The organism is Klebsiella sp. JN_Kp121, assembly GCF_040062145.1.
In the GTDB taxonomy this organism is placed as follows: domain Bacteria; phylum Pseudomonadota; class Gammaproteobacteria; order Enterobacterales; family Enterobacteriaceae; genus Klebsiella; species Klebsiella aerogenes.
The window spans coordinates 1-24,837 of the sequence record NZ_JBEAHX010000032.1; the positions used below are offsets into that span (position 1 = coordinate 1).

20 protein-coding genes and 1 riboswitch are annotated in these 24,837 nt (G+C 55.5%); of the genes, 14 read left to right on the top strand and 6 right to left on the bottom strand.

What is annotated here, in order from left to right:
* Positions 1 to 145: 145 nt before the first annotated feature.
* The 5 genes from ABLU86_RS21040 (at position 146) to aceK (ending at position 6,674) form a co-directional block, all read left to right on the top strand.
* Positions 146 to 535 (top strand): YjaA family stress response protein, encoded by a 390-nt coding sequence (locus ABLU86_RS21040; protein WP_015368803.1) that lies wholly within the window; start codon positions 146 to 148, stop codon positions 533 to 535.
* Between the two features lie 126 nt (positions 536 to 661).
* Positions 662 to 1,591, top strand: coding sequence for a homoserine O-succinyltransferase (gene metA / locus ABLU86_RS21045; RefSeq protein WP_045396850.1), 930 nt, complete (start codon positions 662 to 664; stop codon positions 1,589 to 1,591).
* A 260-nt stretch (positions 1,592 to 1,851) separates the two neighbouring features.
* Entirely contained in the window at positions 1,852 to 3,453 is a 1,602-nt protein-coding gene (aceB, locus tag ABLU86_RS21050; protein WP_020079890.1) for a malate synthase A, read from the top strand.
* A gap of 31 nt (positions 3,454 to 3,484) precedes the next feature.
* Positions 3,485 to 4,789, top strand: coding sequence for an isocitrate lyase (gene aceA, locus ABLU86_RS21055; RefSeq protein ID WP_015368800.1), 1,305 nt, complete (start codon positions 3,485 to 3,487; stop codon positions 4,787 to 4,789).
* A 100-nt stretch (positions 4,790 to 4,889) separates the two neighbouring features.
* Positions 4,890 to 6,674, top strand: coding sequence for a bifunctional isocitrate dehydrogenase kinase/phosphatase (gene aceK / locus ABLU86_RS21060; RefSeq protein WP_015704022.1), 1,785 nt, complete (start codon positions 4,890 to 4,892; stop codon positions 6,672 to 6,674).
* A 51-nt stretch (positions 6,675 to 6,725) separates the two neighbouring features.
* Here aceK and iclR read toward each other — a convergent pair whose 3' ends face one another.
* Positions 6,726 to 7,556 carry a glyoxylate bypass operon transcriptional repressor IclR gene (gene iclR / locus ABLU86_RS21065; protein ID WP_015368798.1) on the bottom strand — a complete coding sequence of 277 codons (831 nt, stop codon included), beginning with the start codon at positions 7,554 to 7,556 and terminating at the stop codon, positions 6,726 to 6,728.
* A gap of 195 nt (positions 7,557 to 7,751) precedes the next feature.
* On the opposite strand from iclR, the gene metH reads away from it, so the two are divergent.
* Both metH and ABLU86_RS21075 read left to right on the top strand, forming a co-directional pair.
* Positions 7,752 to 11,435, top strand: a complete 3,684-nt coding sequence (gene metH, locus ABLU86_RS21070; protein ID WP_020079886.1) for a methionine synthase — start codon at positions 7,752 to 7,754, stop codon at positions 11,433 to 11,435.
* 130 nt (positions 11,436 to 11,565) lie between these two features.
* The gene (locus tag ABLU86_RS21075) at positions 11,566 to 13,197 is read left to right on the top strand and encodes a Na/Pi cotransporter family protein (RefSeq protein WP_015368796.1); all 1,632 of its coding nucleotides are present in this window, start codon (positions 11,566 to 11,568) and stop codon (positions 13,195 to 13,197) included.
* Between the two features lie 70 nt (positions 13,198 to 13,267).
* Here the strand turns inward: ABLU86_RS21075 and pepE are convergent, their stop codons facing one another.
* Positions 13,268 to 13,957 (bottom strand): dipeptidase PepE, encoded by a 690-nt coding sequence (pepE, locus tag ABLU86_RS21080; RefSeq protein WP_072383819.1) that lies wholly within the window; start codon positions 13,955 to 13,957, stop codon positions 13,268 to 13,270.
* Positions 13,958 to 14,102: 145 nt separating this feature from the next.
* Between pepE and ABLU86_RS21085 the strand changes: the two genes are divergently transcribed.
* Together ABLU86_RS21085 and rluF are read left to right on the top strand one after the other, a co-directional pair.
* Positions 14,103 to 14,348, top strand: coding sequence for a YmjA family protein (locus ABLU86_RS21085; RefSeq protein ID WP_020079884.1), 246 nt, complete (start codon positions 14,103 to 14,105; stop codon positions 14,346 to 14,348).
* 61 nt (positions 14,349 to 14,409) lie between these two features.
* Positions 14,410 to 15,288 (top strand): 23S rRNA pseudouridine(2604) synthase RluF, encoded by an 879-nt coding sequence (gene rluF, locus ABLU86_RS21090; RefSeq protein WP_015368793.1) that lies wholly within the window; start codon positions 14,410 to 14,412, stop codon positions 15,286 to 15,288.
* Here rluF and ABLU86_RS21095 read toward each other — a convergent pair.
* Positions 15,285 to 15,557 carry a DUF3811 domain-containing protein gene (locus ABLU86_RS21095; RefSeq protein ID WP_015368792.1) on the bottom strand — a complete coding sequence of 91 codons (273 nt, stop codon included), beginning with the start codon at positions 15,555 to 15,557 and terminating at the stop codon, positions 15,285 to 15,287. The two genes, rluF and ABLU86_RS21095, sit on opposite strands and share 4 nt — an antisense overlap.
* A gap of 203 nt (positions 15,558 to 15,760) precedes the next feature.
* On the opposite strand from ABLU86_RS21095, the gene ABLU86_RS21100 reads away from it, so the two are divergent.
* Positions 15,761 to 16,117 carry a type II toxin-antitoxin system RelE/ParE family toxin gene (locus tag ABLU86_RS21100; RefSeq protein WP_072383821.1) on the top strand — a complete coding sequence of 119 codons (357 nt, stop codon included), beginning with the start codon at positions 15,761 to 15,763 and terminating at the stop codon, positions 16,115 to 16,117.
* Positions 16,114 to 16,452, top strand: a complete 339-nt coding sequence (locus ABLU86_RS21105; RefSeq protein WP_015368790.1) for an XRE family transcriptional regulator — start codon at positions 16,114 to 16,116, stop codon at positions 16,450 to 16,452. Before ABLU86_RS21100 ends, ABLU86_RS21105 begins: the two co-directional genes overlap by 4 nt.
* A 36-nt stretch (positions 16,453 to 16,488) precedes the next feature.
* Here the strand turns inward: ABLU86_RS21105 and panS are convergent, their stop codons facing one another.
* Both panS and rtcR read right to left on the bottom strand, forming a co-directional pair.
* Positions 16,489 to 17,418 (bottom strand): ketopantoate/pantoate/pantothenate transporter PanS, encoded by a 930-nt coding sequence (gene panS / locus ABLU86_RS21110; RefSeq protein ID WP_015368789.1) that lies wholly within the window; start codon positions 17,416 to 17,418, stop codon positions 16,489 to 16,491.
* A 125-nt stretch (positions 17,419 to 17,543) separates the two neighbouring features.
* On the bottom strand, positions 17,544 to 19,115 hold the full coding sequence (gene rtcR, locus ABLU86_RS21115; protein ID WP_015368788.1) for an RNA repair transcriptional activator RtcR: 1,572 nt from the start codon (positions 19,113 to 19,115) through the stop codon (positions 17,544 to 17,546).
* Positions 19,116 to 19,568: 453 nt separating this feature from the next.
* On the opposite strand from rtcR, the gene ABLU86_RS21120 reads away from it, so the two are divergent.
* From ABLU86_RS21120 to ABLU86_RS21130, 3 genes are read left to right on the top strand one after another with little or no spacing between them, the layout of a single operon-like run.
* Positions 19,569 to 20,711, top strand: coding sequence for a slipin family protein (locus tag ABLU86_RS21120; RefSeq protein ID WP_015368785.1), 1,143 nt, complete (start codon positions 19,569 to 19,571; stop codon positions 20,709 to 20,711).
* Positions 20,701 to 21,927: an RtcB family protein gene (locus ABLU86_RS21125; protein ID WP_032713435.1), complete on the top strand. Its 1,227-nt coding sequence runs from the start codon at positions 20,701 to 20,703 to the stop codon at positions 21,925 to 21,927. Before ABLU86_RS21120 ends, ABLU86_RS21125 begins: the two co-directional genes overlap by 11 nt.
* Before the next feature lie 6 nt (positions 21,928 to 21,933).
* Positions 21,934 to 22,722, top strand: a complete 789-nt coding sequence (locus ABLU86_RS21130) for a nucleotidyltransferase domain-containing protein (RefSeq protein ID WP_015704031.1) — start codon at positions 21,934 to 21,936, stop codon at positions 22,720 to 22,722.
* 57 nt (positions 22,723 to 22,779) lie between these two features.
* Here the strand turns inward: ABLU86_RS21130 and lysC are convergent, their stop codons facing one another.
* A complete protein-coding gene (lysC, locus tag ABLU86_RS21135; RefSeq protein WP_015704032.1) occupies positions 22,780 to 24,129 on the bottom strand; it encodes a lysine-sensitive aspartokinase 3 in 1,350 nt (449 codons plus the stop codon).
* A gap of 183 nt (positions 24,130 to 24,312) precedes the next feature.
* Positions 24,313 to 24,546, bottom strand: a riboswitch (Lysine riboswitch).
* Positions 24,547 to 24,837: the final 291 nt, after the last annotated feature.

Sequence of the window (24,837 nt, forward strand, 5' to 3'; positions counted from 1 at the left end):
TACAGACCCCGTAGCCCGGAAAAGGTGCGCAGCACCGCCTCCGGGGAAATCCCACGCCCTATTCCGAAACTTGATACGGAGCGTCTAAAGTCTCCTGTCAGCTGTTATTATCCTCTCAGGATCTTGCTGAAACAGGAAAGGACGCGTGACCATCTTATATATCTCGTTGTATAAAAATCGAATGACCGTACGTAACCTCGATGATAGCCGCGAATACAGTGGCAGCGGGGCATTTAGCAATCAACGTCTCCTCGTGGCACAGTTTTTTGCCGCGCATGACGTCTTATATCCCCTGATCCAACAACAAAAAGGCGAAAACTGGCTGGCGCGTTTGCTGAAAAGAAAGCGCTTTCGCATTCTGGTCGATGCCATGGAGTTAAATGAAGGAGGGTTATCACAAGTCGAAGAGCGCGCAATAATGGAAATGGTTGCCAGCGCCGTATCAATGCGTTACCGCCAGCTTGAAGTTCGCTGCAGCAGCCATGTACGCAACGATGTTGAAGTTCGTGCGTTGCTGGCTAATTCCACGTCCTGACGGCTGTTGTCGATATTGAAACTTTCTCACCTTCCGCTTGCAGACTCGACATTTTGTTTATTCCTGGTTATTGTCAGCTATCTGGATGTCTAAACGTTTATACGTATGTAATGAGGTGATACAGCTATGCCAATTCGGGTGCAGGACGAGCTACCGGCCGTCAATTTCTTGCGCGATGAAAACGTCTTCGTGATGACCACATCGCGTGCTACAACTCAGGAAATCCGCCCGCTGAAGGTGTTAATTCTCAATCTGATGCCCAAGAAGATCGAGACGGAGAATCAGTTCCTGCGGCTGCTGTCGAACTCGCCGCTGCAGGTTGATATCCAGCTGCTACGCATCGATGCGCGTGAGTCGCGTAATACGCCGACGGAGCACCTGAATAACTTTTACTGCAACTTTGACGACATTCGCGAGCAGAACTTCGATGGTCTGATTGTTACCGGTGCGCCGTTGGGGCTGGTCGAGTTTAATGATGTTGCCTACTGGCCGCAGATTAAACAGGTACTGGAGTGGGCTAAAGATCACGTCACGTCAACGCTATTTGTCTGTTGGGCGGTACAGGCGGCACTGAATATTCTGTATGGCATCCCCAAGCAAACTCGTACCGAAAAGATCTCTGGCGTTTATGAACACCATATTTTGCACCCGCATGCGCTGCTGACTCGGGGGTTTGATGACACCTTCCTTGCGCCTCATTCGCGCTATGCCGACTTCCCGGCCGGGCTGATTCGTGACTACACTGACCTCGATATTCTTGCTGAAACCGAAGATGGCGATGCCTATCTGTTCGCCAGCAAAGACAAGCGTATCGCTTTTGTTACCGGTCACCCTGAATACGATCCGCATACCCTGGCAAGTGAATACTTCCGCGATCTGGAGGCAGGTTTAGCGCCACAGCTTCCGGACAACTACTTCCCGAATAACGATCCAAACAATAAACCGCGGGCGACCTGGCGCAGTCATGGCAATCTCCTGTTTGCCAACTGGCTTAACTATTACGTCTACCAAATCACACCATACGATCTGCGACATATGAATCCCACGCTGGATTAATCTACCAGCGCGTACGATCCTAAAGCGTTTCAGCATCTCGCCTCAGGCACCTTCGGGTGCCTTTTTTATTTCCGAAAATCACTTCCCCTTCTATTTAAACTTTAATTTCTTTGTTATCAGGATGTTGTATAAATTTTAAATTGAAAATGGAAATTGTTTTTGATTTTGGAAAATTCTTGAGTAGTCTTAATTGTGCTGAGCGAAAAGCAGACAACGATCTTTCGTTCGCGCTACCAGGATAAACCAAGAGGAGCTGCACAATGACGCACCAGGCGACAATGACCGATGAACTGGCTTTCAGCCAGCCTTATGGCGAGCAGGAGAAGCAAATTCTGACTGCGGAAGCGGTGGAGTTCCTGACGGAACTGGTGAGCCGCTTTATGCCTGAGCGTAATCAACTGTTGGCGGTACGCGTCCAGCAACAGCAGGCCATTGATGAGGGTAATCTTCCTGATTTTATTTCGGAAACGGCTTCCATTCGTAATGGTGACTGGAAGATTCGAGGTATTCCGGCCGATTTACAGGACCGCCGCGTAGAAATCACCGGTCCGGTTGAACGCAAGATGGTAATTAACGCCCTGAATGCTAACGTCAAAGTCTTTATGGCTGATTTCGAAGACTCGCTGGCGCCGGATTGGCACAAAGTCATTGATGGCCAAATCAACCTGCGTGATGCGGTCAACGGCACCATCAGCTACACCAACGAAGCGGGGAAAATTTATCAGTTGCAGCCCGATCCGGCGGTTCTGGTCTGCCGCGTTCGCGGCCTGCATCTGCCGGAAAAACACGTTACCTGGCGTGGTGAGGCGATTCCCGGCAGTCTGTTCGATTTTGCGCTCTATTTCTTCCACAACTACCAGGCCCTGCTGGCGAAAGGGAGCGGCCCCTATTTCTATCTGCCGAAAACCCAGTCCTGGCAAGAGGCGGCATGGTGGAGCAAAGTCTTCAGTTTCACCGAAGATCGTTTTGAACTGCCGCGCGGCACCATTAAGGCTACTTTGCTGATTGAAACACTGCCGGCAGTGTTCCAGATGGATGAAATCCTGCATGCGCTGCGCGACCATATTGTTGGCCTGAACTGCGGGCGCTGGGACTATATCTTCAGCTATATCAAGACGCTGAAAAATCACCCCGATCGTGTCCTGCCGGATCGCCAGGTGGTGACGATGGATAAACCTTTCCTGAGCGCCTATTCACGCCTGCTGATTAAGACTTGCCATAAGCGCGGCGCCTTCGCGATGGGCGGTATGGCGGCGTTTATCCCGAGCAAAGACGCCGAGCGCAATCGTCAGGTGCTGAATAAAGTCACCGCCGACAAAGAGCTGGAGGCTAACAATGGCCACGATGGCACCTGGATTGCGCATCCGGGACTGGCGGATACGGCAATGGATGTCTTTAACCGCGTACTGGGTGAACATCCTAACCAGCTGTTTGTTACCCGCAATGACGACGCGCCGATTACCGCCGAGCAGTTGCTGGCTCCCTGCGAGGGCGAGCGTACTGAAGCCGGCATGCGCGCCAATATCCGCGTGGCGGTGCAGTACATCGAGGCCTGGATCTCCGGCAACGGCTGCGTACCGATTTACGGCCTGATGGAAGATGCGGCGACGGCTGAGATTTCGCGTACCTCTATCTGGCAGTGGATCCATCATCAGAAAACCCTGAACGACGGCACACCGGTTACCAAGGCGCTGTTCCGCCAGTGGCTGGCTGAAGAGCTGATGGTGATTCAGGAAGAGTTGGGGGAACACCGCTTCAGCCACGGTCGCTTTGACGATGCGGCACGGCTGATGGAGCAAATCACCACTTCCGACGAACTGATCGACTTCTTGACGTTGCCAGGTTACCGCCTGCTGGCGTAATTCACCCCATCACAATATGGAGCATCTGCACATGAAAACCCGTACCCAACAAATCGAAGAATTAAACAAAGAGTGGACGAACCCGCGCTGGGAAGGCATTACCCGCCCATACAGCGCGGAAGAGGTGGTGAAGTTACGCGGCTCGGTGAACCCGGAATGCACGCTGGCGCAGCTTGGCGCGGCGAAAATGTGGCGTCTGCTGCATGGTGAAGCGAAAAAGGGTTATATCAACAGCCTTGGCGCGTTAACCGGCGGCCAGGCGCTGCAGCAGGCGAAGGCGGGCATTGAAGCCATCTACTTGTCTGGCTGGCAGGTCGCCGCCGACGCCAACCTGGCCTCCAGTATGTACCCGGATCAATCGTTGTACCCGGCTAACTCGGTGCCATCGGTGGTTGATCGGATCAATAACACCTTCCGTCGCGCCGATCAGATCCAGTGGGCGGCGGGGATTGAGCCGAACGATCCGCGTTTTATCGACTATTTCCTGCCGATCGTCGCCGATGCGGAAGCCGGTTTTGGCGGCGTGCTGAACGCCTTTGAGCTGATGAAATCGATGATTGCGGCCGGTGCAGCGGCCGTGCATTTCGAAGATCAGCTGGCGTCGGTGAAGAAGTGCGGACATATGGGCGGCAAGGTGCTGGTGCCGACACAAGAGGCGATTCAGAAGCTGGTCGCCGCGCGCCTGGCGGCGGATGTGATGGGCGTGCCGACGCTGCTTATCGCCCGTACCGACGCTGATGCCGCTGACCTGATTACCTCGGATTGCGATCCTTACGATCGCGAGTTTATCTCCGGCGATCGCACCAGCGAAGGTTTTTATCGCACCCATGCCGGAATCGAACAGGCAATCAGCCGCGGCCTGGCCTACGCCCCTTACGCTGACCTGGTATGGTGTGAAACCTCCAAACCGGACATTGAACAGGCGCGTCGTTTTGCCGAGGCGATCCACGCCCGCTTCCCGGGCAAGCTGCTGGCCTATAACTGCTCGCCATCTTTTAACTGGAAGAAAAATCTCGACGATAAAACCATCGCCAGCTTCCAGCAGCAGCTTTCGGATATGGGCTATAAATTCCAGTTCATTACCCTGGCGGGTATTCACAGCATGTGGTTCAACATGTTCGACCTGGCCCACGCCTACGCGCAGGGTGAAGGCATGCGTCACTACGTCGAAAAAGTTCAGCAGCCGGAGTTTGCCGCCGGGCCGGAAGGCTACACCTTCGTGTCGCATCAGCAGGAGGTGGGTACCGGGTACTTCGATAAAGTGACCACCATTATCCAGGGGGGGACCTCGTCGGTAACGGCGCTGACCGGCTCGACCGAAGAATCGCAGTTTTAAGCAATGCCCGGTGGCGCTGCGCTTACCGGGCCTACAAAGGTGTAGGCCGGATAAGCGAACGCGCCATCCGGCATGATGTTGTGCCGGATGGGGGAAAGCGATGACGCGTGGCCTGGAACTACTGATTGCCCAAACCATTTTACAGGGATTCGACGCCCAGTATGGGCGTTTTCTGGAAGTCACTTCCGGCGCGCAGCAGCGCTTTGAACAGGCTGACTGGCACGCCGTGCAGCAGGCGATGAAGCAGCGTATCCACCTCTACGATCACCACGTGGGTCTGGTGGTAGAACAGCTGCGCTGTATTACCGAAGGGAAAAGTACCGACGTCGATTTTCTTCTGCGGGTGAAACAGCAGTACACCCAACTTTTGCCGGATTACCCTCGCTTTGAAATTGCGGAGAGCTTTTTCAACTCGGTCTACTGCCGACTGTTTGACCACCGCTCGCTGACCCCCGAGCGGCTCTTTATTTTCAGCTCCCAGCCAGAACGGCGTTTTCGCACGATTTCGCGACCGCTGGCGAAGGACTTTTATCCCGAACGCGGCTGGGAATACCTGATGCATAACCTGCTTGCCGATTTGCCGCTGCGCCTGCCGTGGCAAAACAAAGGGCGTGATATCGGTTATATCGTCAGTCATTTACGCGAAGCGCTTGGCGGCGAGTTGCTGTCGCAGTCGCATCTGCAGGTGGCGAATGAGTTGTTTTACCGTAATAAAGCCGCCTGGCTGGTGGGTAAACTGATTACGCCGATGGCGACGCTGCCGTTCCTGCTGCCGATACATCGTAGCGATGACGGTCAGCTGTTTGTGGATACCTGCCTGACGACCCACGCCGAGGCGAGTATCGTCTTTGGTTTCGCCCGCTCCTATTTCATGGTCTACGCGCCGCTGCCCGCGGCGCTGGTTGAATGGCTGCGCGAGATTCTGCCGGGAAAAACTACCGCCGAGCTATATATGGCGATTGGCTGCCAGAAGCATGCTAAAACGGAAAGTTATCGCGAGTACCTGCACTATGTTACCCGCAGCGATGAGCAGTTTATTGAAGCGCCAGGCATCCGTGGGATGGTGATGTTGGTCTTTACCCTGCCGGGATTCGACCGGGTATTTAAGGTGATTAAAGACCGCTTTGCGCCGCAAAAAGAGATGACTGCCGCCCACGTCCGCGCCTGCTATCAGCTGGTCAAAGAACACGACCGCGTCGGGCGGATGGCGGATACTCAGGAATTTGAAAACTTTGTGCTCGATAAGCGGCAAATTGCGCCCGAGCTGATGACGCTGTTGCAGGCGGAAGCGGGAAATAAGTTGACCGACCTCGGCGATCGCATTGCCATCAGCCATCTTTATATTGAACGACGGATGGTGCCGCTCAATATCTGGCTGGAGCAGGTGGAAGGCCAGGCGCTGCGCGACGCGGTAGAAGAGTATGGTAATGCCATTCGCCAACTGGCGGCCGCCAATATCTTTCCCGGCGACATGCTGTTCAAAAACTTCGGCGTCACGCGCCACGGGCGGGTAGTATTCTACGATTACGATGAAATTTGCTACATGACCGAGGTGAATTTCCGCGATATTCCGCCGCCGCGCTATCCGGAAGATGAGCTGGCCAGTGAACCCTGGTATAGCGTGTCCCCTGGCGATGTCTTCCCGGAAGAGTTCCGTCACTGGTTGTGCGCCGATCCGCGGATCGGACCATTACTGGAGGAAATGCACGCCGATTTGCTGCGTGCCGATTACTGGCGCGAATTACAGACGCGAATTAAAAACGGACACGTGGAAGATGTTTATGCTTACCGGCGTAGGCAGCGCTTTAGCGTGCGCTATGGCGCCGACAGTAGGCCGGATAAGGCGTTTACGCCGCCATCCGGCAAGGTGCGCCGATCTGCCTGATGGCGCTACGCTTATCAGGCCTACTAAAAATGCCCCTTTGGGGCATTTTTATTATTTAACCCCGCCGTATGCCAACGTGACTTCCTTGGCGGCCTTAATGACCAATGCGCCAAGCTCGGTCACCCGGTCATCGGTCATGCGCGAAATCGGCCCGGAGATGGAGATAGCGGCGAACGGCTCGCGGTGTTCGTCGTAAATGCAGGAGGCGATACAGCGCAACCCCAGCGCATGTTCTTCATCATCAAATGAATAGCCGCGTTTACGCGTTTGGGCCAAATCCTCTTTCAAATGTACCGGAGAAACCAGGGTAGCGTGGGTGTAAGCGTGCAGCCCTTTCCGATGTAGCAGCGTGGTGACCTCTTCTTCGCTCAACTGCGACAGAAACGCTTTTCCGGCGCCTGACGCGTGCATCGGCAATTTGCCGCCAATCGGCGCCGACATGCGCATCAGCTGCGTACATTGCACCTGGTCGATGATAATCGCCTGATGATCGCTTTTATCCAGCACCGCCAGGTTGACCGTTTCGCCGGAATCTTCCATCAGCTGGCGCAGAATAGGATGGACGATGGCCAGCAGATTGCGGCTTTGCAGGAAGCTGCTGCCGACGACAAACGCATGCGCGCCAATCGCCCAGTGCCCCAGATCGCCGACCTGGCGGACAAAACCGAGCTGCTGCATGGTGGTGAGCAGACGATGGGTCGTGGAGTTAGGCAGTCCCGCCTGCTGCGCCAGTTCGGTGAGTGCGACGCTGCTATGCGATTCAGAAATCCATTCAAGCAGTTTCAAACCGCGGGTAAGCGACTGCACTTGCCCGCCAGCCTGCGCGGCAGGGGCGGCAGCGGCGGGTTTTCTGCCGCGTTTGGCGGGAACCGGGGTAGCCATGATGAACTCCTTTTTTCTGTATCGTGGAAATGATTTTCGTTTTATTTGGCGATAATGCAATCAGAACCAGACTGATCGGAGGAGTGAAGTTGAACTTGTCTCATGTTGCTGCAGGTTTCCTTTTCCGGCAGGTTGGTTTATGCCAGTATGGTTTGTTGGCTTTTTGGTCTGAGTTGAGCGCTGTCGGGAGTCTGTGTGAGTAACAAAGTAGAACAATTACATCAGCAGTTAAGAGAACGCATTCTGGTTCTGGACGGGGGCATGGGCACCATGATCCAGGGCTATCGTCTGAGTGAGCAGGATTTCCGCGGCGAACGCTTTGCCGATTGGCCGTGCGACCTGAAAGGCAATAACGACCTGCTGGTCCTCAGCAAGCCTGAGGTTATTCGCGAGATCCACGACGCCTATTTCGCCGCCGGCGCGGACATTATCGAGACCAATACCTTCAACTCGACAACCATCGCGATGGCGGATTACCAAATGGAATCCCTGTCGGCGGAAATCAACTTTGCCGCCGCAAAGCTGGCCCGCGCCAGCGCCGACGCGTGGACCGCGCGTACGCCGGAAAAACCGCGCTATGTGGCGGGGGTGCTCGGGCCGACCAACCGCACCGCTTCTATTTCTCCGGACGTCAACGATCCGGCATTTCGGAATATCACGTTCGATCAGCTGGTGGCCGCCTATCGTGAATCCACCAAAGCGCTGGTGGAAGGCGGCTCGGATCTCATTCTTATTGAAACGGTCTTTGACACCCTGAACGCCAAAGCGGCGATTTTCGCGGTCAAAGAAGAATTTGAGGCGCTCGGCGTCGAGCTGCCGATTATGATTTCCGGCACTATCACCGATGCCTCCGGACGTACACTGTCCGGGCAGACGACCGAAGCGTTCTATAATTCGCTGCGCCACGCCGATGCCCTGACCTTTGGCCTGAACTGCGCGCTGGGGCCGGATGAGCTGCGCCAGTACGTGCAGGAGCTTTCGCGGATCGCCGAATGCTACGTTACCGCGCACCCGAATGCCGGACTGCCGAACGCCTTCGGCGAATACGATTTGGATGCCGACACCATGGCGGCGCAAATTCGCGAATGGGCGCAGGCTGGTTTCCTTAATATCGTCGGCGGCTGCTGCGGCACCACCCCGGAACATATCGCCGCCATGAGCCGGGCGGTAGAAGGCTTACCGCCGCGCCAGCTGCCGGAACTGCCGGTCGCCTGCCGTCTGTCTGGCCTGGAGCCGCTGAACATCGGCGACGATAGCCTGTTCGTCAACGTGGGTGAGCGGACCAACGTCACCGGCTCCGCTAAATTTAAGCGCTTAATCAAAGAAGAGAAATACAGCGAAGCGCTGGACGTGGCGCGTCAGCAGGTGGAAAGCGGCGCGCAGATTATCGATATCAACATGGATGAGGGGATGCTCGATGCCGAAGCGGCGATGGTGCGTTTCCTCAACCTGATAGCGGGTGAACCGGATATTGCCCGTGTGCCGATTATGATCGACTCCTCCAAGTGGGAAGTCATCGAAAAAGGGCTCAAGTGCATTCAGGGCAAGGGCATCGTTAACTCGATCTCGATGAAAGAGGGCGTCGAACCCTTTATTCATCACGCGAAGCTGGTTCGCCGCTACGGCGCGGCAATGGTGGTCATGGCCTTTGATGAAGTAGGCCAGGCCGATACCCGCGAGCGCAAAATCGAAATTTGCCGCCGCGCCTACAAAATCCTCACCGAAGAGGTCGGTTTCCCGCCGGAAGATATCATCTTCGACCCCAACATTTTTGCCGTCGCTACCGGTATTGAAGAGCACAACAACTACGCTCAGGACTTTATCGGCGCCTGCGAAGACATCAAACGCGAGCTGCCGCATGCGCTGATTTCCGGCGGCGTCTCCAATGTGTCGTTCTCGTTCCGCGGTAACGATCCGGTACGTGAAGCGATCCACGCCGTATTCCTCTACTACGCTATCCGCAACGGTATGGATATGGGCATCGTCAATGCCGGCCAGCTGGCGATATACGACGATCTGCCTGGCGAGCTGCGCGACGCGGTTGAAGATGTGATCCTTAACCGCCGCGATGACAGTACCGAAAGATTGCTTGAGCTGGCGGAAAAATATCGCGGCAGCAAAGCGGACGATAGCGCGAACGCTCAGCAGGCGGAATGGCGCAGCTGGGAGGTGAAAAAGCGTCTTGAATACTCGCTGGTCAAAGGGATTACCGAATTTATCGAGCAGGATACGGAAGAGGCGCGCCAGCAGGCCGAACGGCCGATTGAGGTGATTGAAGGGCCGCTGATGGACGGCATGAACGTGGTCGGCGATCTGTTCGGCGAAGGCAAAATGTTCTTGCCGCAGGTGGTAAAATCCGCGCGGGTGATGAAACAGGCGGTGGCCTACCTCGAACCTTACATCGAAGCCAGCAAAGAACAGGGCTCCAGCAACGGTAAGATGGTGATCGCCACCGTGAAGGGCGATGTACACGATATTGGTAAAAACATCGTCGGCGTAGTGCTGCAGTGCAACAACTACGAAATTATCGATCTCGGCGTGATGGTGCCGGCAGAGAAAATCCTGCGTACCGCGCGCGAAGAAAACGCCGATCTGATTGGTCTCTCCGGGCTTATCACGCCGTCGTTGGACGAAATGGTCAACGTGGCGAAAGAGATGGAGCGTCAGGGCTTTACCATTCCGCTGCTGATTGGCGGAGCGACGACCTCGAAAGCCCATACCGCGGTGAAAATCGAACAGAACTACAGTGGCCCGACGGTCTACGTGCAGAACGCCTCGCGTACCGTAGGCGTGGTTTCAGCCCTGCTGTCGGCAACCCAGCGCGATGATTTTGTCGCCCGTACCCGTAAAGAGTATGAAACCGTGCGAATCCAGCACGGGCGTAAAAAGCCGCGCACGCCGCCGGTGACTCTGCAGGCGGCGCGGGAAAACGATCTGGCGTTTGACTGGGAGAGCTACACGCCGCCGGTAGCCCACCGTCTGGGCGTGCAGGAGGTGGAAGCCAGCATCGAAACGTTGCGTAACTACATCGACTGGACGCCGTTCTTTATGACCTGGTCGCTGGCGGGTAAATATCCGCGTATCCTGGAAGATGAAGTGGTGGGTGAAGAGGCGCAACGCCTGTTTAAAGACGCCAACGATTTGCTGGATAAACTCAGCGCCGAAAAAACGCTCAACCCGCGCGGCGTGGTCGGGCTGTTCCCGGCCAACCGAGTTGGCGACGACGTGGAAATCTATCGTGATGAAACCCGCACCCACGTGCTGACGGTCAGCCATCACCTGCGCCAGCAAACGGAAAAAGTCGGCTTCGCGAACTACTGCCTCGCTGATTTTGTTGCGCCGAAGCTGAGCGGTAAAGCGGACTATATCGGGGCTTTCGCGGTGACCGGCGGGTTGGAAGAAGACGCGCTGGCGGAAGCCTATGAAGCGCAGCACGACGACTATAACAAGATCATGGTTAAGGCCATCGCCGACCGTCTGGCGGAAGCCTTCGCCGAGTATCTGCATGAGAAAGTGCGTAAGGTTTACTGGGGCTATGCGGCCAATGAGAACCTCAGCAATGAAGAGCTGATCCGCGAAAATTACCAGGGGATCCGCCCGGCGCCCGGTTATCCGGCCTGCCCGGAACACACCGAGAAAGCGACCATCTGGGAACTGTTGGATGTGGAAGCGCATACCGGCATGAAGCTCACCGAGTCCTTCGCCATGTGGCCTGGCGCATCGGTTTCCGGCTGGTACTTCAGCCATCCTGATAGTAAGTACTTCGCCGTGGCGCAGATTCAGCGCGACCAGGTAGAAGATTACGCCCTGCGTAAAGGGATGACGGCGGCCGAAGTTGAGCGTTGGCTCGCCCCTAACCTCGGCTATGATGCTGACTAACGAAATATGTTTCGTTACAACAAACAAGGCGCTCTTTGAGCGCCTTGTCTCTTTATTGAAGTTAACCCCTTATACTGAAGGGAGGTTTAAACCTCAGGAACACTTATAACGATAAGGAGAAGCTGATTCTGTGTTAACGCTGTTACACCTACTTTCCGCCGTAGCCCTACTGGTGTGGGGTACCCATATTGTGCGCACCGGCGTGATGCGCGTCTTTGGCGCGCGCCTGCGTACCGTGCTCAGCAGCAGCGTGGAGAAAAAACCGCTCGCCTTCTGCGCGGGGATTGGCGTCACCGCGCTGGTGCAGAGCAGTAACGCCACCACCATGCTGGTGACGTCGTTTGTGGCCCAGGATCTGGTCGCGCTGGCGCCAGCGCTGGTCATGGTGCTGGGTGCGGATGTGGGGACGGCGCTGATGGCGAGGGTACTGACCTTCGACCTCTCCTGGCTATCGCCGCTGCTGATATTTATCGGCGTTATTTTTTTCCTCGGGCGTAAACAGACCCGCGCGGGCCAGCTTGGACGGGTGGGTATCGGCCTCGGGCTTATCCTGCTGGCGCTGGAGCTTATCGTCCAGGCGGTGCATCCGATTACCCAGGCCAACGGCGTTCAGGTGATTTTCGCCTCGCTGACCGGCGATATCATGCTGGATGCGCTGATTGGCGCCGTGTTCGCCATTATCAGTTACTCCAGCCTGGCGGCCGTGCTGCTGACCGCAACGTTAACCGGCACCGGGGTGATCTCTTTCCCGGTGGCGCTATGTCTGGTCATCGGCGCTAACCTTGGCTCAGGTCTGCTGGCAATGCTTAACAACAGCGGTGCCAATGCGGCGGCGCGGCGGGTGGCGCTTGGCAGCCTGCTGTTCAAGCTGGTGGGGAGCTTGATAATTTTGCCATTTGTGCACGTACTGGCGGATGTCATGCACAAATTGCCGCTGGAAGAGTCGGAGCTGGTCATCTACTTCCACGTCTTCTACAACCTGATTCGCTGTGTGGCGATGGTGCCGTTCGCCGGGCCGATGGCGAACCTGTGTAAACGCCTGATCCGCGATGAGCCGGAGCTGGATAACCATCTCAAGCCGAAGCATCTGGACCCCTCGGCGTTGGATACGCCGGCATTGGCGTTGGCCAATGCCGCGCGTGAAACCCTACGTATCGGCGACGCCATGGAGCAGATGCTGGAAAGCCTGCGCAAGGTGATGCACGGCGAGCCGCGCGAAGAGAAAGAGTTGCGGCGGATGGCGGACGATATCAACGTGCTGTATACGGCGATTAAGCTTTATCTGGCGCGGATGCCGAAGGACGAGCTGGCGGAAGAGGAGTCGCGCCGCTGGGCGGAAATTATCGAGATGTCGCTCAACCTGGAGCAGGCGTCTGACATCGTCGAGCGAATGGGCAGCGAAATCGCCGATAAATCTCTGGCGGCGCGGCGCGCATTTTCCGTCGAGGGGCTAAAAGAGCTGGATGCGTTATACGAGCTACTGCTCAGTAACCTGCAGCTGGCAATGTCGGTCTTCTTTTCCGGCGACGTGCCGAGCGCCCGTCGGTTGCGCCGCAGTAAGCACCGTTTTCGTATTCTTAACCGCCGTTACTCGCACGCGCATGTTGACCGCCTGCATCAGCAAAACGTGCAGAGTATTGAAACCAGTACGTTGCATCTGGCGCTGCTGGGCGATATGAAGCGTCTGAACTCGCTGTTCTGCGCTGTTGCCTATAGCGTGATGGAGCAGCCGGATGAAGACGACGAGCGGGATGATTATTAGCGGGATTTACGCAGGGTAGCCCGGATAAGGCGCAACACGCCGCTATCCGGGTAATGTTCGCCAAACCAGCCTAGAAACGGTGTCCCGCGGCCAGGGTTACCGCTTCTTCTCCCGCTTTGAACAACAGCGTCGGGTTCGGGCCGCCGAGCGTGGCGTGTCCGTCGCTGACCTGAATCCAGTTCCCCTCCGGCAGGCCAATCACCGTTAATTCCGGCGCCACGACCAGCAATTCGCGAATACGTTGCTCGCGGGTCTCACCCTGATGCCCGGTCGGCAGCGCGTTGGTGAAGTGCGGGTTAATCTGCAGCGGGAACAGCCCTAACGCGTCAAACCCCTGAGGATCGACAATCGGCATATCGTTGGTGGTGCGAATGGTCGGGCAGGCGAGGTTAGATCCCGCGCTCCAGCCGATATACAACGCTCCGCGCTTGACGACATCGACAATCGGCGCCAGCAGCCCGCGGCTGCGACACTCTTTCAGAAGCTGGAAGGTGTTCCCGCCGCCGACGATAACCATCTCGGTGTTTTCAATGGCGGCGATAGGGTCGGCGACGCTGTGAATACCGGTCACTCTGACGCCCATAGGCGCCATGACTGCGGCGGCTTTGGCGGTGTAATCATCCCAGCTTTGCGTCACCCCGGCGAAGGGAATAAATACCGCCGAACGGCGGCCTTTGACCTGGCCGGCAATCAGCGGCAGCGCATGTTCCATCCAGGCTTTGCCCGGTAGCGTTGAGTTACTCAGTAACAGCAGTTCCATCTTTTCATCCTGTGTAAGCATGTCATTTGACGCCGATTCTATCATTGGCCCGGCGTCGGGGCGCTGATATGGCTCACGGTGCAGATAAGCTGAATGCTATCATCGGGGCCGAAAGCGCAGATGCTAGCCACCCCGGAGACGACCTATGAACAATGAAATACCGCTGAAATATTATGACATCGTGGATGAGTACTCGACGGAGTGCGCAGAAGCGGTAAAAGAGTCCGAGCGCGATTGTCTGGCGCATTACTTCCAGCTGCTGATTACGCGCTTAATGAATAACGAGGAGATCAGCGAGGAAGCGCAGCAGGAGATGGCCCGTGAAGCAGGCATTGCCGAACAGCGTATCGACGATATCGCCAATTTCCTCAATCAATGGGGTAATGAATAACGCTATCCCTGTTTTTTATCGCCAGTAAGGTGAGGTATATTTCGCTGTCAAAGGAGAAACTATGCTGACCGACTCATCTACTCGATTAAATAAATACATCAGCGAAAGCGGGATTTGCTCGCGTCGCGAAGCGGACCGCTTTATTGAACAAGGCAACGTCTTTATCAACGGTAAGCGCGCCGCCATTGGCGATCAGGTGAAACCGGGCGATGTGGTGAAAGTCAACGGTCAGCTGATTGAGCCGCGAGAAGCCGATGATTTGGTGCTGATTGCGCTGAATAAGCCAGTAGGTATTGTCAGCACTACCGAAGATGGCGAGCGCGATAATATTGTCGACTTCGTGAACCACAGTAAACGTGTGTTCCCGATTGGCCGTCTCGATAAAGACTCCCAGGGGTTAATTTTCCTGACCAACCATGGCGATCTGGTCAACAAAATCCTGCGCGCCGGCAACGACCACGAAAAAGAGTATCTGGTCACCGTCGATAAGCCGGTTACCGATGAGTTTATTCGTGGCATGGGCGCGGGGGTGCCGATTCTTGGTACCGTGACCAAGAAATGTAAGGTCAAGAAAGAAGCGCCGTTCGTGTTCCGCATTACGCTGGTTCAGGGGTTAAACCGTCAGATCCGCCGCATGTGTGAGCATTTCGGCTATGAAGTCACGAAGCTGGAGCGGACGCGCATTATGAACGTTAGCCTGACGGGCATTCCCCTGGGTGAGTGGCGCGATTTAACCGATGATGAGCTGATCGACCTGTTCAAGCTGATTGAAAACTCCTCTTCCGAAGCGAAGCCAAAAGCTAAACCGAAGGCCAAAGCGGCGACCGCCGGGATCAAGCGCCCGGTGGTGAAGATGGAAAAAACCAACGATAAAGGAGGCCGCCCGGCCTCGAACGGTAAACGTTTCGCTCAGCCGGGACGTAAAAAGAAAGGCCGCTAACGCCTGCCGCGGGTCGGCGTATTCGCCGACCACGAAAATGTCGCCTCTTTGTCTACTTTGTAAGCCTGCTGTTTTTTCGCCTGGCGGGCTTTCTTCGCTTCCGCTTCGCGCACCGCCATCAGCTTATCGATATATTCCTTTTTTACGCTGTTCGTTTCCGCATTGCTCAGCGGGCGGCCGTGCGCGATACGCGCGCGGTCCAACAGCGTTTTCAATTCGCGCTGTTCGCGCTCGGTCATCTCTTTTTGTGTAATGCGGGGGAGTGCCATGGTGGTGCCCTCAATCAGACCAGAGAACCCAGTGTACGGCAATCAGCGCAAAATAGAACTAATCCGGAAAATGCCTCGCAGAATATTTGCTGCGTGGGTGACTGATGATGTTGTCTGGATTAGCGTAGCGGCATGGTTTATGTGGTCATCCGCAAACTTATTTTTGCGTGATTTGTGTATAAAATTTTATACAAGGATGTGGTATGTTGAATCAAGGGCAAAGTTTACGACGTATTGTCTGGATGGGGTCTTCCTTTGATGATTTGCGCCAATTTCCTGAGGAGGTCCGCCGTGATGCCGGTTTCCAGCTTTACCGTTTACAGGCGGGGTTAGAAACTGCTGATTGGAAAGCAATGCCTCAGTTGGGTCGAGGCGTGGAGGAAATACGGTTACGTCATTATTCCGGCGCTTATCGGGTGATTTACCTTGCTCGTTTTGAGGCAGAGGTTTATGTCCTGCACTGTTTTAACAAAAAAACTCGACGTACCGCCGAACATGAAAAACAAATTGTCAGAAGCCGTTTGCAGCTTATACCGCAGGAACACAGGAGTCGTAAATGAATCGTAAGACAGTGGATGGCATCCGTCACGTGACGGCAGCAGAGACGAATATTTTCAGTGAACTCGGCTTTGATGACTGTGAAGCGGAGCGGTTAAGGGCGCAAGCGGAACAAGAAGTCGAACAGCTAATGATACTTAAGCGGCAACTCATGCAGGAAATTGCTGAGTGGATAGATGAAAATCAACTGAAGCAAGCGGATGCTGCAGCGAAGTTGAATATTTCACGACCACGTATTTCAGATGTGGTAAACCAGAAAACCAGTAAGTTTACCCTTGATGCGTTGGTCATGATGTTAATGAAGTTAGGCAAGCCGGTGAGTTTACAGGTGGGATAAACAAAACGTCCGGGCATTTGCCCGGACGTATACCGATTAGCGCTGGTTGCCTTTTTTGGTCGTCGGCTTACCGGACCAGTAACCCGCCAGCAGCGAGCCGGAAAGGTTATGCCATACCGAGAACAGCGCGCCGGGCAGGGCGGCCAGCGGGCCGAAGTAGATTTTCCCGAGGGCCGCGGCGAGGCCGGAGTTTTGCATACCCACTTCGATCGCCAGGGTGCGGCAGGTGGATTCATCAAAACCGAACAGGCGCCCGCCCCAGTACCCGCCGAGCAGGCCAATGGCGTTATGCAGGATCACCGCTACGATAACCACCAGGCCTACCGAAGCGATATGCGATGCGGAACCGGCGACCACGGCGCTGATAATCGCCAGGATGCACAGCATGGAGAAGGCGGGAAGGAAGGGTTCCACCGCCTTTACCACTTTTGGCAACAGGTGATGGACAATCAGACCGAGGCCGATTGGGATCACCACGATTTGCAGGATGCTTAACAACATGCCCATCACATCGACCTGAATGTGCGCATCAACGTACAGGCGCGTCAGCAACGGCGTGGCAACCACGCCAACCAGCGTAGAAACGGAAGAGATGGTTACCGACAGCGCGACATCGCCTTTCGCCAGGTAGATCATGACGTTGGATGCCGTGCCGCTGGCGACGCTGCCGACCAGCACCATCCCGGCGGAGAGTTCTGGCGGCATGTGGAACAGCAGCGCCAGTACCCAGGCGGCGAGCGGCATCACCAGGTAATGCAGAAAAATTCCCGCAGCGACCGGCGCCGGACGTGACAGCACGCGCTTAAAATCGTCCAGCTTCAAATGGACGCCCATGCCGAACATAATCAGCATCAGCAGCGTGGTGACCCACGGGCCGATAGGGGTAAAAGTGGTTGGCGTGTAATAAGCCAATACGGAGAGCAGCAGCGCCCATAACGGGAACAGCCGCGTAAGCGTGGCGAGCATAGTGTATTCCTTGCGACAGTGTTTGTTGTGTTGATGTTGTTATAAAAAAGCCGGGTTCGAGCCCGGCTATAGCTATTGTTTATCGCGCTAAGGAATAATATTCAAACAAATTATGCTCATGATGATTAGCCCAGGCTTTCCCAACTGAGACCAAAGCGGGCGAGGTACTTGCGTAACCGGTCGGCATCATTCGGATTGGCCTTTTTCAGCCGGGAGACCGCAAACAACTCACGGCCGGCTTCAGATAGCGAAGCGCTGCGGCGGCAAACCTCCAGCACCGTTTCCAACTGACGGCGATCGAACAGATCGATCTCGTCGATGACGGCGGGAAGAGGATCGTTGATCTGCCAGCTCTCGCTCAGTCGCGAAATTTCCTCATCGACCACATCCAGCGTAATTCGGCCCTGTTCGGCGAGGGTCGCCATGCGGGTCACCGAGGCGCCAAGCTCGCGAAAATTTCCGCGCCACTGGGCCTGCGGCGAACTGGCGAAAGCCAAATAGCGCACGCGCGCGTCTTTATCAAAACGTATTTGCTGCTGTCTGGCGCTGGAGAAACGTTGCAATTCGTACTCAATATTGGGCGCAATATCTTCTCTACGCTGCGCCAGACCGGGTAGCGCAAAGCTCCACATGTTGATACGCGCGTATAAATCCTCACGAAAGCGGCCATCGGCGACCCACTGGCGCATGTCGCGGTGGGTACCAGCAATCAGTTGAAAATCACTGTGCACTTCTTTGTCGGAGCCAAACGGGAAAAAGCTTTTTTCTTCAATCGCTTTTAACAACATCGCCTGTTCATCGAGGCCCAGTTCGGCAATTTCATCGAGAAACAGCACGCCGCCATCGGCCTCGCGTAGCAGGCCGCTACGCGCCGCTTGCGCGCCAGTAAAAGCGCCTTTGACGTGGCCGAATAGCGTCGACATGGCGTTATCGCCACGCAGCGTGGCGCAGTTGATGGCGACAAACTTACCCGCCACCAGGTGGCGTGACTGGCGTAGCTGGAAAATGCGTTTCGCGAGAAAGGATTTGCCCGCGCCGGTAGGCCCGGTGAGTAGAATCGGATCGGTTGAACGCAGAGAAACCCGCTCAATGCGATCGATAAGCTTATTGAAGGTGGCGTTGCGGGTTTCAATCCCGTCCTTAAGAAATGAAACGGACTGCTGTTGTTCACGCTGAAAACGGCTGGTTAGAGTGGCATAGCGGCTTAAATCCAGATCGATAACCGAGGCGGTACCGGCCGCGATCTGCTCGTCGGTGGCGCCTTTTGGCGCCGGCCCGGTCTGCAGCAAACTGGCGGGCAGATAGCGCGCCTCGGTCAACAGGAACCAGCAGATCTGCGCCACGTGCGTTCCGGTGGTGATATGCACCAGATACTCTTCATTGTCGGTATCGAACGGGTAGCGGGTCGCAAAATCAAGAAAGGCGGCATACACCTCTTCGAAATCCCAGGGATTAGCGATGGCTACAGCATGTGGATGTACTTCGGTCTGTGGCGAGACCAACGCCACATCTTCGGCGAGCTGCTGCGCCATGCCGATGTCACGCGGCTGATGCAGTAGTTCCAGCCGATCAATGGGCATTTCAGCTTGTTGGCACAACCCAACCGTTGGCCGCCACTTGCGAAAACGGTTGGCGCGCTTGCCACGTTTATCGAGTACCGTCCCCAGTACGCCAATAACCACCCGACGTTTTCTCATGATTTATCCTGCAAGATAAAATTAGATACTTAAGGATAAAAATATATCTTGCCGTAGGCAATCTGAATAGATGCTTAATAAATAAAAGTCATTAATTTTCATTTTGTTAAAAGATTATTTTGTTGTTTTACGTTTTTGGCACGCTTCTGGCAATAACTCTATTGTCAACGCGCTGAAATGCAGGGGGTTAAACCCCGCCGGCGCTGTAGAAACGGCGCAGTCCGTTTTTCTGCCGCGTTCCGTCAGCAACTGACCACAAAAGTGGAGGGTTCGATTCCCTCATTCATCTCCTCGATGAAACTGGTTGTAAATCAAAATAATAAACCGGGGAACTGCGGGTTTGGCGGTCCCCAAAACAGGTTGCCGATAATAACGCCGGGCGCCAGGCAAAAGAGAGTTCCCCTGCCGTTTCGCCTTTGCATCCGCGCCTGCTCCATTTTTAAGGAACGAATAATGGCTAAGAAAATGACGATACGAAAAGGTCAATTAGGTCTGCTGGCGAAAGCGGGCGACTATTATCAGGTGCTGGAAGCCGGCGAGCATCGCTTACCGTGGTTTTCCACACCGGAAGTGCTGATCGTCACCACCGATGGCAGCGAAGTACCGCAGGCGTTGGCCGACTATATGCGCCGCTTCCAGCCTGAATGGATCGACCGTTACTGCCTGGCGGCTGATATGGCGGAAGAGGAAGCCGGCGCGCTGTATATCGATGGCGTACTGCAGGAGATCATCCCGCCAGCGACGCGCCGTCTGTACTGGCAATATGACAATGCGCTGAAGCTGGTACGTATGGATACTCGCGCGGTGCTGGTACCCGCAGAGGTGATGAACGCGGTACTGCAACCTCGACGCAGCGGCGCGGTAAAAGGGCGTGAGTCGATACTGACGGTACAGGTTCCTGCCTGGCATGTTGGGGTGTTGAAAATTGACGGCGAGCTGCAGAAAGCTCTACCTCCCGGTTTGACTGCCTACTGGAAGATTAACCATCTGGTGGAAGCCGAAGTGGTGGATACTCGTCTGCAGGTGCTGGAGGTCAGCGGTCAGGAGATCCTGACCAAAGACAAAGTTAATTTACGTCTGAATCTGGCGGCGAACTGGCGTTATCAAGACGTGCTGACGGCATTTTGCCAGTTAACTAAACCGCTGGATCATCTGTATCGTGAACTGCAGTTCGCGCTGCGCGAAGCGGTCGGTACACGTACGCTGGATGAGCTTCTGGAAAATAAACAGATGATTGATGAAGTGGTGAGCGCGCAGGTGAAAGAGCGTATGGCGCCATTCGGCATCGAAATCGCCTCGTTGGGAGTAAAAGATATCGTCCTGCCAGGCGACATGAAGGCCATTTTGTCGCAGTTGGTGGAAGCGGAGAAATCGGCCCAGGCCAACGTTATCCGCCGCCGGGAAGAGACGGCGGCAACTCGTTCTTTATTGAACACGGCCAAAGTAATGGAAAACAATCCGGTCGCCCTGCGCTTAAAAGAGCTTGAAACGCTCGAACGCGTCGCGGAGCGAATCGATAAAATCTCCGTATTTGGCGGGCTGGACCAGGTATTACATGGACTTATCAACATTAATGGAGTGAACCATGGCGCATAACGATTATCACCTGCTGACGGCGGAAAATAGTGCGCCGATCAAAATGTGGACCCGCGGCGTGCCGGTAGAGCCGGAAGCTCGCGTCCAGTTGCTGAATACGGCAAAAATGCCGTTTGTCTTTAAGCATCTGGCGGTGATGCCGGACGTGCATCTCGGGAAAGGCTCGACTATTGGCAGCGTGATCCCGACAAAAGGGGCAATCATTCCGGCGGCCGTCGGCGTGGATATTGGCTGCGGTATGATGGCGGTGCGTACTTCGCTTATTGCCAGCGATCTGCCGGATAACCTGGGCGGGTTGCGCAGCGCGATCGAGCAGGCGGTACCGCACGGGCGAACTAACACGCGCTCCCGGCGCGATAAAGGCGCCTGGGAGACGCCGCCGCAGGAAGTCGATCAACAGTGGTCGCTACTGGCTCCGCGCTTTAAGCGCCTGACGGACAAATATCCGCAGTTGTTGAAAACCAATAATCATCAGCATCTCGGAACATTGGGTACCGGCAATCACTTTATTGAAGTGTGCCTGGATGAACAGCAGCGGGTATGGGTAATGCTGCATAGCGGTTCGCGCGGCGTCGGTAATGCTATCGGCAACCTGTTTATTACCCTGGCGCAGAACGATATGCAGCAGCATATCGCTAATCTGCCGGACAGAAATCTGGCCTACTTTCAGGAAGGTAGCCCGCACTACGAGGATTACATCGAGGCGGTGGAATGGGCGCAGGATTTCGCCAGGCATAATCGCGAGGTAATGATGGCGCGGGTACTGGCGGCGCTATCGGCCATTGTGACGAAACCGTTTATGACCCAGCAGGAGGCGGTCAATTGCCACCATAACTATGTGCAGAAAGAGCGGCACTTTGGCGAAGAGGTTCTGGTCACGCGTAAAGGCGCGGTATCGGCGCAGAAGGGGCAAATGGGCATCATTCCCGGCTCAATGGGGGCAAAAAGCTTCATTGTGCGCGGATTGGGTAATGAAGAGAGTTTCTGCTCATGTAGCCACGGCGCAGGACGCGTGATGAGCCGAACGGCGGCGAAAAAGCGGTTCACCGTCGCAGACCAGATCCGCACGACCGCCCATGTCGAATGCCGAAAAGATAGTGAGGTGATCGACGAAATTCCGCTGGCTTATAAAGACATTGAGGCGGTGATGGCCGCGCAATCGTCGCTGGTAGAGGTGGTACATACCCTGCGTCAGGTCGTCTGTGTTAAAGGATAAAAAATAATGAGTGAAAATAGCGTCGATGCCGCGATGCGCCAGCGCGTGCGGCGGCAGTTAGCCGACATAGAACAACGCTACCAGGTCAGGGTGCTGTATGCCTGTGAATCGGGTAGCCGCGGCTGGGGTTTTGCCTCGCCGGATAGCGATTATGATGTTCGCTTTTTATATGTTCATCAACCCGAATGGTATTTACGCGTGGAAGCGCAGCGCGATGTTATCGAACTGCCGATAGATGATGAGCTGGATGTCTGCGGCTGGGAGTGGCGCAAAGCGCTGGGGTTATTGAAAGCGGCGAACCCTACTCTTATAGAGTGGCTGGATTCACCGGTGGTGTATCAGCAGGATGCGTCGACAGTGGCGGCGTTAAAAGCGCTGGTGCCGCAGTGGTTTTCGCCGCTACGCGCCCGTTGGCACTACTATTCAATGGCGCGGAAGAACTTTCGCGGCTACCTGCAGGGTGAGCAGGTACGGTTGAAAAAATACTTTTATGTACTGCGCCCGCTGTTGGCCGTGCGCTGGGTTGAAGCCGGTAAAGGCGTGCCGCCGATGCGTTTTAGCGAACTGCTGGCGGGCAGCGAACTGGAACCCGCCCTGCGTAATGAAATCGATGAGCTGCTGGTTCGCAAACAACGTGCCGGCGAAGCAGAGTACGGCATACGACGCCCGCTTTTGCATGCCTTTATTCAACATGAGCTGGCGCGTGGCGAGGTAGCGCCGGAACTGCCGGATAGCCGAACGGGGCGCGTTGAGCAACTCGATCGCTTGCTGATGAGCACGGTACTGGCGCCATAAAAAAGGCCCGGCTTCTGACGAAACCGGGCCTTTTGCTAACGGGCTTTCCCGTCGCGATTATTCAAACAAATTATGATGCAGCTTCTGCACCACTTTCTCCGCATCGTCGCCCGGCACCAGGAAGCACAGGTTGTGGCTGGATGCGCCGTAACAGATCATGCGGATATTGAACGGTTCCAGAACGCCAAACACCTCTTTACCGACGCCGCAGGCTTTCGACAGCTCGTTGCCGATCAGGGCGACCAGCGCCAGATTTTCTTCCACTTCGACGCGGCACAGCGAAGAGAGTTCGGTCAGCAGCGCCTGGGTGAGCAGGGTGTCGCCAGCGGAGGTAGAACCGGTGGTGTCCATGGTCAGCGCAATGCTCACTTCCGAGGTGGTGATCAGATCGACGGAAATATTATGCCGCGCCAGAATACCGAACACTTCAGCAAGGAAGCCGCGGGAGTGCAGCATATGCAGGCTGTGCAGGGTCAGTAGCGTCTGACGACGACGCAGCGCCAGCGCGCGGAACAGCGGTGGATTTTCGGTTTTATGACAGACCAGCGTGCCGCCGGCTTTAGGTTCTTTACTGGAACCGACGAATACCGGAATATCGCTGCGTACGGCCGGCAGCAGGGTGGCCGGATGCAATACCTTGGCCCCGAACGTGGCCATCTCCGCGGCTTCAGCGAAAGCGATCACATCGATGCGTTTCGCCGCGGGCGCGACGCGCGGGTCGGTTGTGTAGATCCCTGGGACATCGGTCCAGATATCCACACGGCTGGCGTTTAAGGCCTCGCCGAGCAGCGCAGCGGTATAGTCGCTGCCGCCGCGACCAAGGGTAGTGGTACGTCCTTTGGCTTCGCTGCCGATAAAGCCCTGGGTAATAACCAGGCCTTCTTGCAGGCGCGGCGCCAGTTGTTGTTGCGTTAGCTCCGCCAGCGCGGCGATATCCGGTTCGGCACGGCCGAAACGATCGTTGGTGCGCATCACTTTACGTACGTCGAACCACTGAGCCGCAATACCGCGTTCGCGCAGGATCTCAACGAACAGTAAGGTGGACATCAGTTCGCCGTGGCTCACCAGTTCATCGGTCAAGGCTTCCGAGCTGGCCAGCGAGGCGGCTTCCGCCAGGGTAGTAATGTTTTCCAGCAGACGTTCAATTTCTTCACGAATAACGTTGGGATAACGTAAACGCTCCAGAATATTGAACTGGATTTGGCGCATTTCATCGAGCTTAGCGAAACGTTCGGTGGGTTCCAGCCCTGCCGCTAAAGCAACTAAGATATTGGTAACGCCAGCCGATGCGGATAACACCACTACGCGGGTATTCGCATCCAGCAGCGCGACGTCGACGCTACGGTTCATCGCGTCGAAATCGGCCACGCTGGTGCCGCCGAACTTAGCAACAACTAAATCTGTCATAACAACCTCGTGTCAGGGGGCCTGACTTATTAAAACGATTCCTGAACAACCGCTCCTGGTTCGGGCTGGAAATAACCGGAGCGCTACAAAATGTCTTAATAAGCCAGGCCAAATTAACTCAGCCATGGCACAAGGGAAGAGCGAAAAGTAGGGTGGGCGCAGAGCGATAAACAAACTACGATGTCACCCAGAAGTGCTCCACCTTGTAGACCCGTTCGCCGATGACGCGCATCGGTTCGCGAGTATGAAACGCCCGACTGCGAACGCTTCTGGTGACAACCCAGGGGATTCAGCCCCTGTGGCCGGCGACAGACTTAACCAGATGTCTGTGCGCCTCGGCGTTGCTCCCCCTCACGTATTATCCCCGGACTGGTTCCTCCAATACGGTTACCTGGGCAACGCACCTCTTCTGGCAATTACTGACGTCTTTCACTATGCCTGGGGAGAGACTGGTCATTATACCCCCCAACGATACTCTTCGCTGTAGCGTGAAATGCGCGAGCAATACATACCTACGGTTCCGTAGGCAGTTCAGCTATATAAAGGCTTCCGGACGGGTATGTCAACGACAGGGTTATGCGGATTTTTCATGCATCGGCGGATAACAGAAAAAAGCCTAATGATCGCTATAATATGGGAGCTCTTTACCCTATTTCTGACCCCCGTCAACGGCATAACACAAAAATCATCACAATTTTTCGCCGCTGA